This window comes from Clostridium sp. TJA032 (assembly GCF_058310275.1).
In genome coordinates this window covers 47,924-65,273 of record NZ_JBZEFB010000002.1, presented here as the reverse complement: position 1 = coordinate 65,273, position 17,350 = coordinate 47,924, and the positions used below count along the sequence as shown (strand labels likewise).

Below are 17,350 nucleotides of genomic sequence, written 5' to 3'. Positions count from 1 at the left end.
TAAATTTAATATTAATTTTTTAATGAAATAAATATTTATTATAGTATATTTTATTGAAAAATATAAGGAGATAATATTATGGAAAAAATACAACAAAATTATTTAAATATAAACTTTAAAAATAATGGAAAATTAAAACTTTTAATAATTGTTGGAACTAGGCCAGAAATAATTAGATTATCAGCAACAATAAATAAGTGCAGGGAATATTTTGATTGTATACTAGCTCATACAGGTCAAAATTATGATTATAATCTTAATGATATTTTTTTTAATGATTTAAAAATAAAAAAACCTGAAGTATATATGAATTCTGTTGGAGATGATTTAGGAGATACTATTGGTAATATAATAAGTTATTCATATAAACTCATGCTAAAGATTAAGCCAGATGCATTATTGATACTTGGAGATACAAACTCTTGTTTATCAGCAATTTCTGCTAAAAGATTACATATACCTATTTTTCACATGGAAGCAGGAAATCGATGCAAGGATGAATGTCTTCCAGAAGAAACAAATCGTAGAATAGTTGATATTATATCTGATGTTAATTTAGCATATTCTGAACATGCAAGAAGATATCTTGCAGAATGTGGGGTAGCAAAAGAAAGAACATATGTAACTGGCTCACCTATGGCAGAAGTTTTGCATAATAATTTATTAGATATAGAGAAAAGTAATATTTTAAAAAGGTTAAATCTTAAAAAAAATAAATATATGTTACTTTCTGCTCATAGAGAAGAAAATATAAATAATGATAACAATTTTTTTTCATTATTTAAATCTATAAATAAATTAGCTGAAAAATATGATATGCCAATACTTTATTCATGCCATCCAAGAAGTAAAAAAAGACTTTATGAATCTAAATTTAAATTAGATGAGCGTGTTATTATGCATGAACCATTAGGATTTCATGATTATAATAATTTACAGATTAATGCATTTGCTGTAATTTCAGATAGTGGTACATTACCAGAAGAAAGTAGTTATTTTACAAATAAAGGAATGGCTTTTCCAGCTATATGTATTAGAACAAGTACTGAAAGGCCTGAAGCTTTAGATAAGGCTAATTTTATACTTGCTGGTATAGACGAAAAAAGTTTACTTCAAGCTGTTGATGTAGCTATAAAAATGGTTAACAATAGTGATAATGGTAGTGATGTTCCAGACTATTTAGAAGAAAATGTTTCAACTAAAGTTATTAAGATAATACAATCTTATACTAATATAATAAATAAAGTTGTTTGGAAAAATATATAATAATTAATTTATATTAGTAGAACAGGAGAATTTAAATGAATTATATAGATATTAAAAGTAAAAATATTCTAATAACTGGTGTAGCTGGATTTATTGGAAGTAATTTAGCATTAGAACTATTAAAAACACAAGATAACATACACATTATAGGAATTGATAATATTAATGATTATTATGATGTAAGCATAAAGGAATGGAGACTTAGAGAAATAGAAAAAGAAGTAGAAAATAGAAGTACTTGTGAATGGACATTTATAAAGGGTTCAATATCAGACAGAGAATTAGTTAATAATATTTTCGATAAATATAAACCAGACATTGTGGTTAATTTAGCTGCTCAAGCAGGAGTTAGATATTCTATAATTAATCCTGATTCTTATTTTGAAGCAAATTTATTAGGATTTTATAATTTATTAGAGGCTTGTAGGCATTCTTATGATAATGGAGAAAAAGGAGTAGATCATTTAGTATATGCTTCATCATCATCAGTTTATGGTGCGAATAAAAAAATTCCATATTCTACTGATGATAAAGTAGATAATCCAGTCTCTCTTTATGCTGCAACTAAAAAGTCTAATGAATTAATGGCTCATGCATATAGTAAGCTTTATGATATACCATCAACTGGCTTACGCTTCTTTACAGTATATGGACCAGCTGGAAGACCAGATATGGCTTACTTTGGATTTACAGACAAGCTTTTAAAAGGTGAAACAATAGAAATATTTAATTATGGAAATTGTAAGCGTGATTTTACATATATAGATGATATAGTTGAGGGAGTAAAAAATATTATGGATGCACCTCCAAAGAGAAAAAAAGGAGACGATGGATTGCCTATTCCTCCATACGCTATATATAATATTGGAAATAATGAGCCAGAAAATTTACTTGATTTTGTTACTATACTTCAAGAAGAATTAATTAGAGCTAAGGTGTTACCAGAAGATTATGATTTTGAAGCACATAAAAAATTTGTTCCAATGCAACCAGGTGATGTAGCTATTACTTATGCTGATGTAACTCCTTTAGAAAGAGATTTTAATTTTAAGCCAAAAACAGATTTAAGAACAGGTTTAAGAAAATTTGCTGAGTGGTATAAAGATTTTTATAAAATATAAAAAAAAGCCTCAGTTTTCTGAGGCTTTTTTTTAATCTCTTTGAAATAAATCTCTTGTATAAACTTTTTCTTTTACATCATCTAAACAAGAATCATATCTATTAGCAATTATACTATTACTTAATTCTTTAAATTTTTCAATATCATTTATTATTTTTGAACCAAAAAAAGTTGAGCCATCTTTTAATGTTGGTTCATATATAATAATTTTTGCGCCTTTAGCTTTTATACGTTTCATTACACCCTGAATACTGCTTTGTCTGAAGTTATCAGAGTTACTTTTCATAGTTAATCTATAAACTCCTATTATAATTTCCTTTTCTTTAGATATATCCCATGAACTATTTGCTTCATAAGCTCCGGCAAGTTCTAAAACTCTATCTGCTATAAAATCTTTTCTTGTCCTATTACTTTCAACTATAGCAGTCATCATATTTTGAGGAACTTCATTATAATTAGCTAGTAATTGTTTAGTGTCTTTTGGTAAACAATAACCTCCATATCCAAAGCTAGGATTATTATAGTGTTCACCTATTCTAGGATCTAAGCATACACCTTCTATAATTGACTTAGTATCTAAATTTTTCATTTCTGCATATGTATCTAATTCATTAAAATAAGATACTCTTAAAGCTAAATATGTATTTGCAAATAATTTAACAGCCTCAGCTTCTGTAAATCCCATGAATAAAGTTGGAATATTTTGTTTTATTGCTCCTTCTTGTAAAAGAGATGCAAATATATGTGAAGCTTCAACTAATTTTTTATTATTAAAGTCAGTTGATACTATTATACGACTTGGATAAAGATTATCATATAAAGCTTTTGATTCTCTTAAAAATTCTGGACTAAATATTATATTTTCTGTTTTATATTTTTTTCTTACAGTTTCTGTATATCCAACTGGTATTGTTGATTTTATAACCATTATAGCATTAGGATTTATTTTTAATACTGATTCAATTACTGATTCTACAGCAGATGTATCAAAATAGTTTTTCTTACTATCATAATTAGTAGGAGCAGCTATAACAACAAAATCAGCATTTTTATATGCTATTTCCTCATCAAGTGTAGCAATTAGATTTAAATTTTTCTCTGCAAGGTATCTCTCAATGTAGTCATCTTGTATTGGAGATTTTTTGTTGTTAATCATTTCAACTTTTTCAGGAATTATATCAACAGCAATTACATGATTATGTTGTGCTAAAAGAGTTGCAATTGATAAGCCAACATATCCAGTACCAGCAACTGCTATATTAAAAGAAGAAAAATTTTCGTTATTGTTATTATTTTCAATTTTATCATCTATAAATAATGATAGAGGTTCAAAGTTAAGCACTTCTCCTAATTTTTCTAGTTGTGGAATTGATGGTATATAATCCATACATTCTAAACGACTAATCATTGAACGGTTTATATTAGTTAAATTTGATAGCTGTTGTTGAGTTATATTTTTTTTATTTCTACAATCTATAACTTTATTAGCTAATAGTTCTAACGACAATTTTTTCATGTAAATATTCCTTTCAATTTTGTTATTTAAAAAAACAATATTTTTTATTATTTCATATATAATTATACTAAAATTAGATAAAAATTACAAATATAAAGATATTAATACAATATTAATAATAAATGTTATTTTAAATAACTAGTTAAAATTTATAATCATTTCAATTATTAAAATAAAAATAGAAGTAACAGAGTATTTTATAATATATTGTTAAAAAGTCTATAAATATTAAATATAATATTAAATCAAATTAAATTAAATATTTGAAAATATTAGATAAATTATGATATAATTTTTATGAAATGTTAAATAAAGTAATAAATTCAATTGATATTTTTTAGTTAAATGAAAAATATAAATTACAATTATAAGGGGATAAAGAGATGAACAATAAAATAAGAAAAGCTATAATTCCAGCAGCCGGGCTTGGAACTAGATTTTTACCAGCAACAAAGGCGCAACCTAAGGAAATGCTTCCAATAGTTGATAAGCCAACTATTCAGTACATAATAGAAGAAGCTATAGCATCTGGCATAGAGGAGATTCTTGTTATTACAGGAAGAAGCAAAAAATCAATAGAAGATCATTTTGATAGAAATATAGAACTTGAAATAGAACTTGAAAAGTCTGGCAAAACTGAACTTTTAGATTTAGTTAGAGATATATCTGAAATGGTTGATATTCATTATATTAGACAAAAAGAACCTAAAGGACTTGGACATGCTATACATTGCGCAAAGACTTTTGTAGGAGATGAACCTTTTGCTATATTACTTGGAGATGATGTTGTTTATAATGAAGGAAAACCTTGCTTAAAGCAATTAATAGATTGTTATAATGAGTATAGAACAAGTGTACTAGGAGTTCAAACTGTTCCAAAAGATAAGGTTTCCAAGTATGGAATAGTAGATGGAAAACATATAGAGGGTAGAGTTTATAAGGTAAAAGGACTAGTTGAAAAACCATCACCAGAGGAAGCACCTTCAAATGTTGCAATATTAGGAAGATACATAGTAACACCAAGAATATTTGAAATATTAGAAAAAACTGAGCCAGGAAAGGGTGGAGAAATTCAATTAACTGATGCCCTTTTAGAGCTTATGGGAGAAGAAGCTATGTATGCTTATGATTTTGAAGGAAGAAGGTATGATGTTGGAGATAAGTTAGGATTTTTAGAAGCTACTGTTGAATATGCTTTAAGAAGACCTGAACTTAGAGATGGGTTTATTGATTATTTAAAAGAAGTAGTAGTTAAAGAGCATATATTTACTAAAGATTTAGAAAATAACGAAGAAAAATTAGAAAATAAAAAAGAAGATTAGTATAGAGCTATATCAATTTATTTTGTAAAATATTATGACAATATTTAATTTAAGTTAAATATTGTCATGATATTAAGAATAAAAATTTGATATGGCTTATTTATTATTGAAATTGATTTAAAAAATTAAAATTGGATATAATTAATAAAGATTTTAGAATTTTAGTTAAAAATTTTTATAAAATATAATTATTAAATTTTAATATGAAAAGTAATAATAGGAGAATTTTATGATAATTATTTCTCAAAATGTTTTTTTTGTAGTAGGAGTTTTAGTCTTTTCTTTATATTTAATAATATTTAAATTAAGTAAAGAGAGTAATGAGAATATTATTTTAGAAAAATATTTTTCTAAGGAAGAAATATTTTTTTATTTATTTTGTATATATTTAATAGGAGTAGCATCTAAAGTTTATTTTCCTTTAACTATAGCTTGGGGAAAAAATTTAGTTTATAATCCTCCACAAATGTGGTTAAATCCATTAAAAAGTTTAAAAGAGATTTATTATTATAATGGATTATATGGTCTTTTATATCAAATATTAGGAAATTTAATTATGTTAAGTCCTTTAGCATTTTTTCTATGCTATTTTTATAATAAAAATGAGAATGACTTGATTTTTGGAGGTAATTTGATAAGAAAAGTAAAGAATTTTTTAAAAAAACTAGATGATAATAAATATATTTTAGTCAAGGGAGAAAAAATTCCTTCTTTAAAATCAATTTTAAAATTTTGTTTTTTTACTTCTTTATTTATAGAATGTACACAAATTATAATATCTTTAATTTTTCCAAATACACAAAGATTTTTTGAGGTTAATGATATTATATTTAATACTTTAAGTGGAGCTATAGGATATTATGTTTACATAAAAATGTTAACTTGTAATTTAATAAAAAATAAGCTTTTAAATAAATAAGAAGAGATTTTTATTATTTTAATTTTAAAATTCATTAATAATATTTGACTTATCATAAAAATAGGTATATACTTAGAATAAATTAAAAAATAATGACGCGGGATGGAGCAGTTGGTAGCTCGTCGGGCTCATAACCCGAAGGTCGTAGGTTCAAGTCCTGCTCCCGCAACCATAGAAAAGTTCTACTTTTTAAGTAGAACTTTTTTTATTTTTAATTTAAGGTATTTAAAAATATATTTATATAAAAATTAATATATGAAAATATGATAATAGCTTTAATTTATAGAAAAATAATAATATAATTTTGTTAAAGGATAAATTTGTATTATTATACTAAAAATAGAATTATTTAAATGTATATAATTATTGAATGTTAATTATTAATTAAAGTTTTATTATTTTTAGTGTTTTATATAAATTGTGATTATATGAATATAAGGGGAGGAGTTAATAATAACTTTATGAGAACTATGGGAATAAATTATAATAATGATTTTAAAACATTTCATTTAAAAACAAAAAGTACAAGTTATATATTTAAAATTACGGAAACAGGACATTTAAGTCATCTTTATTGGGGAAGAAAAATTAAAAGTGATAATTTAGAGTATTTTTTTAGAAGGAAAGCTTTTGGAAGCTTTTGTGCTGAAACAGAAGGAGGAAATGGATTTCAGTTAGAGTTAACTTCTCAAGAATGTGCAACCTTTGGTGCAACAGATTTAAGAAGTCCTAGCTTAGAATTTCAATATGAGGATGGAACTTCAGCAACAGACTTAAGATATAAATCACACAAAATATATAAAGGAAAGAAAAAAATTAACTCCTTACCTCATGTTTATATTGAAAATGATAATGAAGCTACTACTTTAGAGGTTAATTTAGTAGATTCTTTAAAAAAAATAGAAGTTATTTTAACTTATAATGTTTTTGAAGAATTTGACGCTATTACAAGAAGTTTAAAAATTATAAATAATAGTGATGATGATGTAAATATTGAGAGGGTTTTAAGTGTTAATTTAGATTTTAAATCTGAGGATTTTGATTTAATACAACTTTCTGGCGCCTGGGGAAGAGAGAGACATATTATTAGAAGTTCTTTAAGAAGTGGTAGTCAATCTGTTGAGAGTAGAAGAGGAGCAAGTAGCCATGGACAAAATCCTTTTATAGCTTTATGTACTAAGGAGGCTAATGAAAATTATGGAGAAGTTTATGGATTTAGTTTAATTTATAGTGGAAATTTTTTAGGTAATGTAGAAGTTGATATGTATAGAAATTCAAGGGTTCAAATAGGAATAAATCCTTTTGATTTTAAGTGGTTACTTGAAAATGGAGAAGAATTTCAAGCACCTGAAGTAGTTTTAGTTTATTCATCAGAAGGATTTAATAAAATGTCTCAAATTTACCATAATCTTTATAGAAATAGACTATGTAGAGGTAAGTTTAGAGATAAATTAAGACCTATACTTATAAATAATTGGGAAGCTACTTATTTTGATTTTGATGAAATTAAAATAAAGGAAATAGCAAAGGAAGCTTCAACTTTAGGAATAGAATTATTTGTTTTAGATGATGGATGGTTTGGAAATAGAAATGATGATAAAAGCTCTTTAGGAGATTGGTTTGTGAATGAGAATAAGCTAAAGGGTGGTCTTAAAAATTTAGCTAGTGATATAAATAAAATGGGATTAGATTTTGGATTATGGGTTGAGCCTGAAATGATTTCACCATTAAGCAAACTATATGAAGAACATCCTAATTGGTGTATTCACATTAAAGGAAGAGATAGGTCTAAAGCTAGAAATCAATTAATACTAGATTTATCAAGAAAAGAAGTTTGCGACTATATAATAGAAGCTATAAGTAATGTTCTTGAAAGTGCTAATATATCTTATGTTAAGTGGGATATGAATAGAAATATGACTGAGGTTGGTTCTTTAGGGTTACCTTCAGAAAGACAGAGAGAAACAGCACACAGATATATTTTAGGTTTATATAGGGTGATGGAAGAAATAACAAGTAGATTTCCAAATATATTATTTGAAAGTTGTTCTGGAGGAGGGGGAAGATTTGACCCTGGAATACTTTATTATATGCCACAAACTTGGACAAGTGATGATACTGATGCTATAGAAAGACTTAAAATACAGTTTGGAACATCTATGGTGTATCCTACTATTTCAATGGGGTGTCATGTTTCAGCAGTTCCTAATCATCAATCAAATAGAATAACCTCTCTTAAAACTAGAGGTGTATCTGCAATGGCAGGTAATTTTGGATATGAACTTGATATAACTAAATTAAGCAATGAAGAAAAAGAGGAAATTAAAAAGCAAATAGAGCTTTACAAGGAAATTAGAGAAACTGTACAATTTGGAACTTTATATAGATTAAATAGTCCTTTTAATAACAATGAGGTATCTTGGATGAGTATATCTAAGGATAGAAAAGATATTGTTGTAAGTTATATTAGAAAAAATGCTTTAGTGAATGAAGATTTTAGAAATTTAAAGCTTATAAACTTAGATAAAGATTCAGAATATGAAGTTATTGGAGAGGATGTAACTCTTAGAGGCGATGAACTTATGTATATAGGTTTAAATATTCCAGAGCTTTATGGTGATTATGTTTCTAAACTTTGGAGATTAAAGAAAAAATAAATTTTATAATAATATTATCAAAAAAATAAATAGTTTTTATAAGGGAATATCTCATATAAATTTAAAAATAAAATTTATATGGGATATTTTTATTTTAGTCAAATTAAAAATGGATTTATTAAACTTAGTTGTCTTAATTAGTATATTAAATTGACTTTATAGCAATTGAAGTGATAATATACTAAAGTGTTTTTAATAATTATTAAAAATTACATAATTTATTTTAATAATTTATAGAAAGATGGTGGGTATTATTAGAAAATTATTAAAAGATAATAATATAATTTTACAAGCTAAAGTTTTAGATAAAGATGAGGCTATTAAGTTAGCAGCTAAACCCCTTATAGAAGAAGGTTTTATAAAAGAGGAGTATGTTTTTGACATTTTAGATAAGGTAAAGGAACTTGGACCTTATATGGCTATTATGCCTGGGGTTATTATAGCTCATTCAAGACCAGGGGATTATGTTTTAAAAGAGTGTATGAGCCTTTTAACCTTAGAAAGTCCTATAAATTTTAATCATGAAGAAAATGACCCTATATATATTATTTTTATTATTGGGGCTAAGGATAGTAATTCTCATCTAGATGCTCTTGAAGATTTGGCAAGAGTATTAATAAATGAAGAATATTTAAATATTATAAAAAGTACTAATAATAAAGAAGAAATTCTTAAACTTTTTCTTTAGCAAATTAAAGCTTATTTAGAAAGAACTTTTATAATATTAAAAGATTTTATATGAAATTTAATTTTTTAGAAAGGAGGGTTGAGTATATGAAAATAGTTACTGTATGTGGTTTTGGTGTTGGGACTAGTTTGCTTTTAAAAATGACTATAGATTCTATTCTTTCTGAGGAAGGTATTAATTTTCAAGTAGAAGCTAGAGATATGACTTCAATTTGTGGAGAGAAATTTGATTTGATTTTTACTTCAAAGGAAATAGGAGAAGAAATAAAATCTAATATTAATGGAAAACTTATATATATATCAAATTTTATGGATAAGAAGGAGGTCAAAGAGAAACTTTTAAAAGCTTTAAAAGAAGCTTAATATAACTAGAAATTTTATATTTTAAAAATTAAATAAAAGGAATAATTAGACATGAAAGAAGTTTTAGATTTTTTTGTGAGTTTTTTTAGAACTCCAGCGTTATTTATAGGTTTTGTAGTGGCAATTGGATTGATTCTACAAAAAAAGCCCTTAGATATTACTTTAAAGGGAATATTTAAAGGGATTATAGGAATGATAATTTTATTAAAGGGAGTAGAGATTGTTGTTTCATCAATTACTCCTTTAGCAAATGCTTTTTCAGGACTTTTTAATACGGAAAGTAATAGTACTTTAGGAGATTTTAATATATTTTTAGGACAGTATGGAAGTTATGTAGGATTAATACTTCTTTGTGGATTTATTTTAAATGTATTAATTGCAAGATATACAAAGTTTAAAACAGTATATTTAACTGGTAATATATTATTTTGGTATCCAATGCTTTTTTTAGCTGTTGGTATTGAAAATAATATAAGTGGTTTTAAATTATTTATATTTACATTATTTATGTATCTTTTAGTTATAACAATATTTCCATATTTGCTTAGAAAACATGTAAAGTATGTAACAGGAAGTGATGAATTTACAATTGGTCATACTGCATCAATATATTGTTTATTAGGTTCTTATATAGGAAAGTTAATTGGAAAAAAAGAAAATAGTATAGAAGATTTAAAGCTACCAAAGAGTTTAAGTTTTTTTAGAGATAACAATCTAACAGCAGCAATTGTTATGTTTATAGTTTATGTATTAGTAGGATTATTGATAGGAAAAGAGGCAAGAGTTAGTGTATATGGTCTAGAGCCACTTTTAACATATTCTTTAATTCAAGGAGTAACATTTGCAGCGGGAATGATAATACTTTTAACTGGAGTAAGAATGATTTTAGGAGAAATAATTCCTGCTTTTAAAGGAATTGCAGATAAACTTGCTAAGGGGTCAATTCCAGCTTTAGATATTCCAATGATTTTTCCATATGGTCCAAATGCATTATTAATTGGATTTATAGTTGCTCTTTTAAGTAGTATTGGGACATTATTTTTATTAGGAGCCTCTGGTACTTTAACCTTTGCACTTATACCTTTAGTTGTTGCATGTTATTTTGATGTTGCTCCAGGAGCTATATTTGCTAATGCTAGAGGGGGATGGATTGCAGCTATAATTACAAGTGCTTTAGGAGGAGTAATATTAATGCTTTTAGCATCATTATCTATAACCTTAGTAAGTGGAACAGTAGGAAATTTTATACAAACTTATGGTGGAAATGAATTTTCTATTTGGGTTATAGTAAGTGATTTAGTTAGTAAAATTTTTACTATATAAAATTTAATTTTAACTTAATATTTTTAATAAATAAATTATATAAAAACTTACAGGGATATTTAAAGATTTGTTATTTTTCTTTTTATAATATTTGTAAGTTTTCTTTTTATATATTTAAATTTTATCTTTTTAATATATAGGATTTTAATAAGATAAAATAACTTATGATATCATAATAATTATGAAGAGGAGGGTAATTTTTATGAAAGATTTAAAAGGAATAGTATTTTTTGATGTAGATGGTACATTAATTGATTGTGTAAAAGGAATATATGAACCTACAGATAAAACAAAGAAAGCTATTAAGGAATTAAAAAATAATGGGTATTTAACTATGCTAGCTACAGGAAGACCTATGAGTTTTATTGATGAAGGTTTAAGAGATTTAAATTTAGATGGATATATAGCTTCTAATGGAACTTATATAGAGATAGATAATAAAGTAATTCTTAATGATGATATAAAAGTAGACAAGTTAAGAGAGATAATTGATTTTTGTATTAAAAATGATATTGATTTTATTTTAGAAGGGCAAGAGAAAAGTTATGTGTTAAATGATGATGTTATAAATAGAATGGTTGAAAATTTTGCCCTTCCAAGAGAGAATTTTACATCAAATTGGGATGTTAATACTGTTTCAACTAATAAAATTGTAGTTATTGATAATAATAAGGAAAGCTTTAAGGAGTTATTTAAGAAGTTTGGTGATGAATTTGTATTTATGCAACATCCAGGACATTCTTCTTATGATATGTATAGAAAAGGATGTACAAAAGCTCATGGTATAGAGTACTTAATAAATAAGCTAGGTTTAAATGATAAAGATACCTATGCTTTTGGAGATGGAGAAAATGACATAGAGATGTTTCAAAAGGTTAAGTATGGCATAGCAATGGGAGATGCACATAAAACATTACTTCCTTATGCATATAAACAAACTGGAAATGTGAAAGAAGAGGGCATATATAATGGATTAGTAAGCTTAGGTTTAATAAAATAAACATACTAAAGCCTTATAATTAAGTACATATTAATTTGATAAAAGTTATTTTTAAGATATTTTTAGAACTTAGAAAATTCAAAATTAAAGTTTTCTATAAATAATTTGGCTTTTCTAAGGTTCTAATTAATATCTTCTATTTAAAATTATAATTTAAATAATCCTTAGTCCATTTTAGAAAAAATATTATTTAGTTCTTTAGTTATAGACTTAATTTTTTGTAATTCTTCAGGAGAAAGAGATGATATTTTTTTTTCAAGATGCTTTTTAGTTTTTTCTCTTTGTTTTAGACAAAAATCATGCCCTTTGTCTGTTATTTTTACTCTAATTATTCTTCTATCATTAGGGTCTGTAAATCTTTCTACTAAATTTTCTTGTATAAGTTTATCAATAATTGGAGTCATATTTGATTTTGATATAGATAGATTTTTTGCTATTTCAGAAACAGAAGCTTCTCCGCTTAAATGTAAGTAAAAGACAACCTTAGCATGTGATGGTGGTATAGACAATCTTTTAACAACATCATCATGACTAAATACCTTTCTATTTAAACACAATAATAGGGTATAAAGTTCCTCGGTAGCATCTGTTAAATTTTCTAAGTTACTCATTATTACCTCCTATAAATTTTTAGTTTATTTATATTATCTATAAATTAATAATTTTTAATTTGTAAATAAGGTGGAAAAAACAATTATATTATATAACTTTTATAATTATTATACACCAAAAATAGTTATTGACATAGAATAGTTATAAAAATATAATTAATATTAAAATATAACTATTCATGAAAATAAATTTGAAAAATATTTTTAGGATTAATTTAATTTTTAATAATAAAATTTCAAAAAGAAAAGAGGGAAATAAATGTCAAAGCTAATTAAATACTTAAAACCATTTACGGTATCAATTTTAGCTGTTATAGTACTTCTTTTTGCTCAAGCAATGTTTGATTTATCCTTACCAGACTATATGTCAAATATAGTAAATGTAGGTATTCAACAAGGAGGAATAGAAAATTCGGTTCCTCAGGTTATTAGCAAATCAGAATTTGATAGGCTAAAGCTTTTTATGAGCAAAGATGAATTTAAAAAGGTAGAAGACAGCTACACTTTAATTAATAAGGATACCTTATCTGAAAGTGAATATGAAAAAGATGTTAAAAAATATCCAGCTTTAGAAAAGGAAGAACTTTATAAGTTAAATACAAAAAATAAAGAAGACATTAAAGAATTAGATTCCATTATGGGAAAAGCTATTATTATTGTTGGAGGAATTGAAGATAAGGGTATAGAGGGAATTATGAAAGGTTCATCTCTTACAGGAACATCAGGAAATTCAACTAACAATGAGGCACTTAAAGGACAAGATCCTTTCTTTATAATTGAAAAGATGCCAGAGAATCAAAGAGAAGATATGCTTAAAAAAATAGATGAAAAGTTTGAAACTATGCCAGATAGTATGGTAAATCAAACTGCAACTACTTTTATAAAAGCAGAATATAAAAATTTAGGAATGAACTTAGAAAAGATACAAAGTCAGTACATAATTAAAACTGGAGGATTAATGATTCTTTTAGCTTTAGGAAGTATGGTGGCTGCGGTATCTGTAACTTTAATAGCTTCAAGAGTTGCTGCAGGATTTGGTAGAAATCTTCGTAGTAGAGTTTTTGGAAAAGTTGTTAAGTTTTCTAATGCTGAATTTGATAAATTCTCAACAGCATCACTTATAACTCGTAGTACAAATGATATTCAACAAATACAAACTCTTATGGTTCTTTTACTTAGAATAGTATTCTATGCTCCTATTTTAGGTTTAGGAGGTATTTTAAGAGTTGTAAAAACTGATACTGGTATGTCATGGATAATAGCTGTAGCCTTAGCTGCTATACTTGCTTTAGTAGCAGTTTTATTTGGACTTGCTATTCCTAGATTTAAATTAATACAAAAACTTGTAGATAAATTAAATTTAGTAGCTCGTGAATCTTTAACAGGTATGTTAGTAATCCGTGCTTTTAATACTGAAAAATATCAAGAAAAGAAATTTGATGATGTAAATAGAGATGTAACTAGAATAAATTTATTTGTAAGTAGAATAATGGGTGGAATGATGCCACTTATGATGCTTATAATGAACCTTATAACTATACTTATAGTATGGGTTGGGGCTCATAATGTAAACAATGGAATTATGCAAGTTGGGGACATGATGGCTTTTATTCAATATACAATGCAAATTATAATGGCATTCTTAATGATATCTATGGTATCAGTAATGCTTCCTAGAGCTTCTGTTTCAGGACAACGTATAGCTGAAGTTTTAGATACTGAGGAAAGCATAAAAGACCCAGAAAAGAAAGATGAATTTAATGAAGCTAAGAGAGGATATGTTGAATTTAAAAATGTATTTTTTAAATATCCTGGTGCTGAGGAATATGTTTTAAAGGATATTTCATTTACAGCAAAACCTGGTGAAACAACTGCTTTCATTGGTGGAACTGGAAGTGGTAAGTCTACTTTAGTTAATTTAATACCTCGTTTTTATGATGTTACTAAGGGAGAAATATTAGTAGATGGTACTGATATAAGAAGTGTTTCACAACATGATTTAAGAGAAAAAATAGGATATGTTCCTCAAAAAGGAGTTTTATTCTCAGGAACTATAGCAAGTAACTTAAAATATGGTAAAGAAGATGCTATGTTAGAGGAGCTTCAAGAGGCAGCAAATATTGCACAAGCTTCAGAGTTTATAAATACTAAGGCATTAAAATATGATGAAGAAATTTCACAAGGAGGTACTAATGTATCTGGTGGACAAAAGCAAAGATTGTCTATTGCTAGAGCTTTAGTAAAAAATCCTGATATATATATTTTTGATGATAGTTTCTCAGCTCTTGACTTTAAAACAGATGCAGCTGTTAGAAAAGCACTTAATGAGAAAACATCACATAGTACAATGCTTATAGTTGCACAAAGAATAAGCACAATAATGGGAGCAAATCAAATAATCGTATTAGACCAAGGTAAGATTGTTGGTAAGGGAACCCATAAGGAACTTCTAGAAAATTGTGAGGTTTATAAGCAAATAGCTTTATCTCAACTTTCAAAGGAGGAGCTAAGTAATGAATAGAGAAAGAAAAGGCGGAATGGGCGGTCCAATGGGAAGAATGGGTGGCCCAAGGTCTGTGGAAAAAGCAAAAGATTTTAAAGGAACAATGAAAAAACTTCTAACCTATTTAAAACCTTATAGCTTATCAATAGCAATCGTGCTTTTGTTTGCCATAGGTAGTGCTGCATTCTCAATTGTAGGACCTAAAATTTTAGGTAAAGCTACTACAAAAATCTTTGAAGGATTAGTAGAGAAAATAACAGGTGTTCCTAATGCCTCTATAGATTTTAGTTATATTGGAAAAATAGCAGCTGTTTTAATAGTTTTATATTTAGTTAGTACTTTATTTGGTATTATTCAATCTTTTATAATGTCTAATGTAGCCCAAAAGGTTTCTTATAATTTAAGAAGACAAATATCAGAAAAGATTGATACTTTACCACTTAATTATTTTGATACAAGAACAAATGGAGAGGTTTTATCAAGAATTACAAATGATGTTGATACTGTAAACCAAACTTTAAATCAAAGTTTATCTCAAATAATAACTTCAATAGTTACTTTAATTGGGGTTTTAATAATGATGTTATCCATAAGTTGGATTATGACTTTAGCAACCTTTATTATACTTCCAGTATCAATGCTTCTTATTTCTTTAGTTGTTAAGAAGTCTCAAAAATACTTTAAATCTCAACAAGAATACTTAGGACATTTAAATGGTCAAGTAGAAGAGGTTTATGGAGGTCATAATATAATGAAGGCCTTTAATAGAGAAGAAGCTTCTACTAAAGAATTTGATAGCTTAAATAATACTTTATATAAATCAGCTTGGAAATCTCAATTCTTATCAGGGATGATGATGCCTATTATGTCCTTTGTAGGAAACTTAGGATATGTTTTAGTTTCAATTCTTGGAGGATGGTTAACTATTAAAAGTGTTATAACTGTTGGGGATATACAAGCATTTATACAATATGTTCGTTCTTTCAATCAACCAATAGCACAAATGGCTCAAGTTGCAAATATAATGCAATCAACAGCAGCAGCTGCTGAGAGAGTATTTGAGTTCTTAGAGGAAAAAGATGAAACTAAGGACCCAGTAAATCCTGTGGACACTTCAAATATTAAAGGTGAAGTTGAATTTGACCATGTTCATTTTGGATATAATCCAGAAAAAATAATAATAAATAATTTCTCAGTAGATGTTAAGCCAGGACAAAAGGTTGCTATTGTTGGACCAACAGGAGCTGGTAAGACTACAATAGTTAAATTGTTAATGAGATTTTATGATGTAAATAGTGGAAGCATTAAAATTGATGGACATGATATAAGAGACTTTAAGCGTGCTGACTTACGTAATCTATTTGGTATGGTTCTTCAAGATACATGGCTATTTAATGGAACTATAATGGAAAACTTACGTTATGGAAGATTAGATGCAACTGATAAAGAAGTTAAAGAAGCTGCTAAAGCTGCTCATGTTGATAACTTTGTAAAAACTTTACCAGATGGATATAATATGGTTTTAAATGAGGAAGCAAGTAATATATCACAAGGACAAAAGCAACTTTTAACAATTGCTAGAGCTTTCTTAAAAGACCCTAAACTTTTAATATTAGATGAAGCTACAAGTTCAGTAGATACACGTACAGAACTTTTAATTCAAAAGGCTATGGAAAAGCTTATGGAAGGAAGAACAAGCTTTATTATAGCTCATAGACTTTCTACTATTCGTGATGCGGATTTAATTCTTGTTATGAAGGATGGAGATATTGTTGAACAAGGAAATCATAAAGAATTATTAGCAAAAGGTGGTTTCTATGCAACTCTTTATAATAGCCAATTTGAAAAGAGCAATGTATCTTAGAAAGAAGTTTTAAATATATTATAGCTAATAGAAGTATATTTACTTTTATTAGCTATAATTTTTTTATAAAAATTTTATTGTTTAAAGTTTATTTACAATTTTGTTTTGAAAAAATAAGTTTTGTAATTTATTTTAAAGAAATTTGTACTATAATTAGATGAAGATGCAAATCATATACATTTGCATATAAAACACATGA

The 17,350-nt window shown here is 26.4% G+C and carries 13 protein-coding genes and 1 tRNA gene; 12 read left to right on the top strand and 2 right to left on the bottom strand.

Annotated features, from left to right (window positions below; genetic code table 11):
- The first annotated feature begins 78 nt into the window (after positions 1-78).
- A complete protein-coding gene (wecB, locus tag AC4FRL_RS07430) occupies positions 79-1,266 on the top strand; it encodes a non-hydrolyzing UDP-N-acetylglucosamine 2-epimerase (RefSeq protein ID WP_491139587.1) in 1,188 nt (395 codons plus the stop codon).
- A gap of 35 nt (positions 1,267-1,301) precedes the next feature.
- Entirely contained in the window at positions 1,302-2,387 is a 1,086-nt protein-coding gene (locus AC4FRL_RS07425; protein ID WP_491139586.1) for an NAD-dependent epimerase/dehydratase family protein, read from the top strand.
- 30 nt (positions 2,388-2,417) lie between these two features.
- Here the strand turns inward: AC4FRL_RS07425 and AC4FRL_RS07420 are convergent, their stop codons facing one another.
- On the bottom strand, positions 2,418-3,902 hold the full coding sequence (locus AC4FRL_RS07420; RefSeq protein ID WP_491139585.1) for a nucleotide sugar dehydrogenase: 1,485 nt from the start codon (positions 3,900-3,902) through the stop codon (positions 2,418-2,420).
- A gap of 383 nt (positions 3,903-4,285) precedes the next feature.
- Between AC4FRL_RS07420 and galU the strand changes: the two genes are divergently transcribed.
- The 8 genes from galU (at position 4,286) to AC4FRL_RS07380 (ending at position 12,173) form a co-directional block, all read left to right on the top strand.
- The gene (gene galU / locus AC4FRL_RS07415) at positions 4,286-5,224 is read left to right on the top strand and encodes a UTP--glucose-1-phosphate uridylyltransferase GalU (RefSeq protein WP_491139584.1); all 939 of its coding nucleotides are present in this window, start codon (positions 4,286-4,288) and stop codon (positions 5,222-5,224) included.
- A 229-nt stretch (positions 5,225-5,453) separates the two neighbouring features.
- Entirely contained in the window at positions 5,454-6,143 is a 690-nt protein-coding gene (locus AC4FRL_RS07410) for a VanZ family protein (RefSeq protein ID WP_491139583.1), read from the top strand.
- Positions 6,144-6,239: 96 nt separating this feature from the next.
- Positions 6,240-6,315 (top strand) — tRNA-Met (locus AC4FRL_RS07405).
- Positions 6,316-6,604: 289 nt separating this feature from the next.
- Positions 6,605-8,800 (top strand): alpha-galactosidase, encoded by a 2,196-nt coding sequence (locus AC4FRL_RS07400; RefSeq protein WP_491139582.1) that lies wholly within the window; start codon positions 6,605-6,607, stop codon positions 8,798-8,800.
- 241 nt (positions 8,801-9,041) lie between these two features.
- Complete coding sequence (locus AC4FRL_RS07395; RefSeq protein ID WP_491139581.1) at positions 9,042-9,488, top strand: PTS sugar transporter subunit IIA; 447 nt, start codon at positions 9,042-9,044, stop codon at positions 9,486-9,488.
- An 86-nt stretch (positions 9,489-9,574) separates the two neighbouring features.
- Entirely contained in the window at positions 9,575-9,850 is a 276-nt protein-coding gene (locus AC4FRL_RS07390; RefSeq protein ID WP_491139580.1) for a PTS sugar transporter subunit IIB, read from the top strand.
- 51 nt (positions 9,851-9,901) lie between these two features.
- Positions 9,902-11,173 carry a PTS ascorbate transporter subunit IIC gene (ulaA, locus tag AC4FRL_RS07385; protein WP_491139579.1) on the top strand — a complete coding sequence of 424 codons (1,272 nt, stop codon included), beginning with the start codon at positions 9,902-9,904 and terminating at the stop codon, positions 11,171-11,173.
- Positions 11,174-11,375: 202 nt separating this feature from the next.
- Positions 11,376-12,173, top strand: coding sequence for an HAD family hydrolase (locus AC4FRL_RS07380; RefSeq protein ID WP_491139578.1), 798 nt, complete (start codon positions 11,376-11,378; stop codon positions 12,171-12,173).
- Between the two features lie 164 nt (positions 12,174-12,337).
- Here AC4FRL_RS07380 and AC4FRL_RS07375 read toward each other — a convergent pair whose 3' ends face one another.
- A complete protein-coding gene (locus tag AC4FRL_RS07375) occupies positions 12,338-12,784 on the bottom strand; it encodes a MarR family winged helix-turn-helix transcriptional regulator (RefSeq protein ID WP_491139577.1) in 447 nt (148 codons plus the stop codon).
- A 259-nt stretch (positions 12,785-13,043) separates the two neighbouring features.
- On the opposite strand from AC4FRL_RS07375, the gene AC4FRL_RS07370 reads away from it, so the two are divergent.
- Together AC4FRL_RS07370 and AC4FRL_RS07365 are read left to right on the top strand one after the other, a co-directional pair.
- Positions 13,044-15,305, top strand: coding sequence for an ABC transporter ATP-binding protein (locus tag AC4FRL_RS07370; RefSeq protein ID WP_491139576.1), 2,262 nt, complete (start codon positions 13,044-13,046; stop codon positions 15,303-15,305).
- Complete coding sequence (locus AC4FRL_RS07365) at positions 15,298-17,151, top strand: ABC transporter ATP-binding protein (protein WP_491139575.1); 1,854 nt, start codon at positions 15,298-15,300, stop codon at positions 17,149-17,151. Before AC4FRL_RS07370 ends, AC4FRL_RS07365 begins: the two co-directional genes overlap by 8 nt.
- Positions 17,152-17,350 lie beyond the last annotated feature (199 nt).

What these genes read in the sequence shown, in the direction of transcription:
- wecB (WP_491139587.1), top strand. Translation starts at nt 79, where the DNA reads ATGGAAAAAATACAACAAAATTATTTAAATATAAACTTTAAAAATAAT.
- AC4FRL_RS07425 (WP_491139586.1), top strand. Translation starts at nt 1,302, where the DNA reads ATGAATTATATAGATATTAAAAGTAAAAATATTCTAATAACTGGTGTA.
- AC4FRL_RS07420 (WP_491139585.1), bottom strand. Translation starts at nt 3,902, where the DNA reads ATGAAAAAATTGTCGTTAGAACTATTAGCTAATAAAGTTATAGATTGT.
- galU (WP_491139584.1), top strand. Translation starts at nt 4,286, where the DNA reads ATGAACAATAAAATAAGAAAAGCTATAATTCCAGCAGCCGGGCTTGGA.
- AC4FRL_RS07410 (WP_491139583.1), top strand. Translation starts at nt 5,454, where the DNA reads ATGATAATTATTTCTCAAAATGTTTTTTTTGTAGTAGGAGTTTTAGTC.
- AC4FRL_RS07400 (WP_491139582.1), top strand. Translation starts at nt 6,605, where the DNA reads ATGAGAACTATGGGAATAAATTATAATAATGATTTTAAAACATTTCAT.
- AC4FRL_RS07395 (WP_491139581.1), top strand. Translation starts at nt 9,042, where the DNA reads ATGGTGGGTATTATTAGAAAATTATTAAAAGATAATAATATAATTTTA.
- AC4FRL_RS07390 (WP_491139580.1), top strand. Translation starts at nt 9,575, where the DNA reads ATGAAAATAGTTACTGTATGTGGTTTTGGTGTTGGGACTAGTTTGCTT.
- ulaA (WP_491139579.1), top strand. Translation starts at nt 9,902, where the DNA reads ATGAAAGAAGTTTTAGATTTTTTTGTGAGTTTTTTTAGAACTCCAGCG.
- AC4FRL_RS07380 (WP_491139578.1), top strand. Translation starts at nt 11,376, where the DNA reads ATGAAAGATTTAAAAGGAATAGTATTTTTTGATGTAGATGGTACATTA.
- AC4FRL_RS07375 (WP_491139577.1), bottom strand. Translation starts at nt 12,784, where the DNA reads ATGAGTAACTTAGAAAATTTAACAGATGCTACCGAGGAACTTTATACC.
- AC4FRL_RS07370 (WP_491139576.1), top strand. Translation starts at nt 13,044, where the DNA reads ATGTCAAAGCTAATTAAATACTTAAAACCATTTACGGTATCAATTTTA.
- AC4FRL_RS07365 (WP_491139575.1), top strand. Translation starts at nt 15,298, where the DNA reads ATGAATAGAGAAAGAAAAGGCGGAATGGGCGGTCCAATGGGAAGAATG.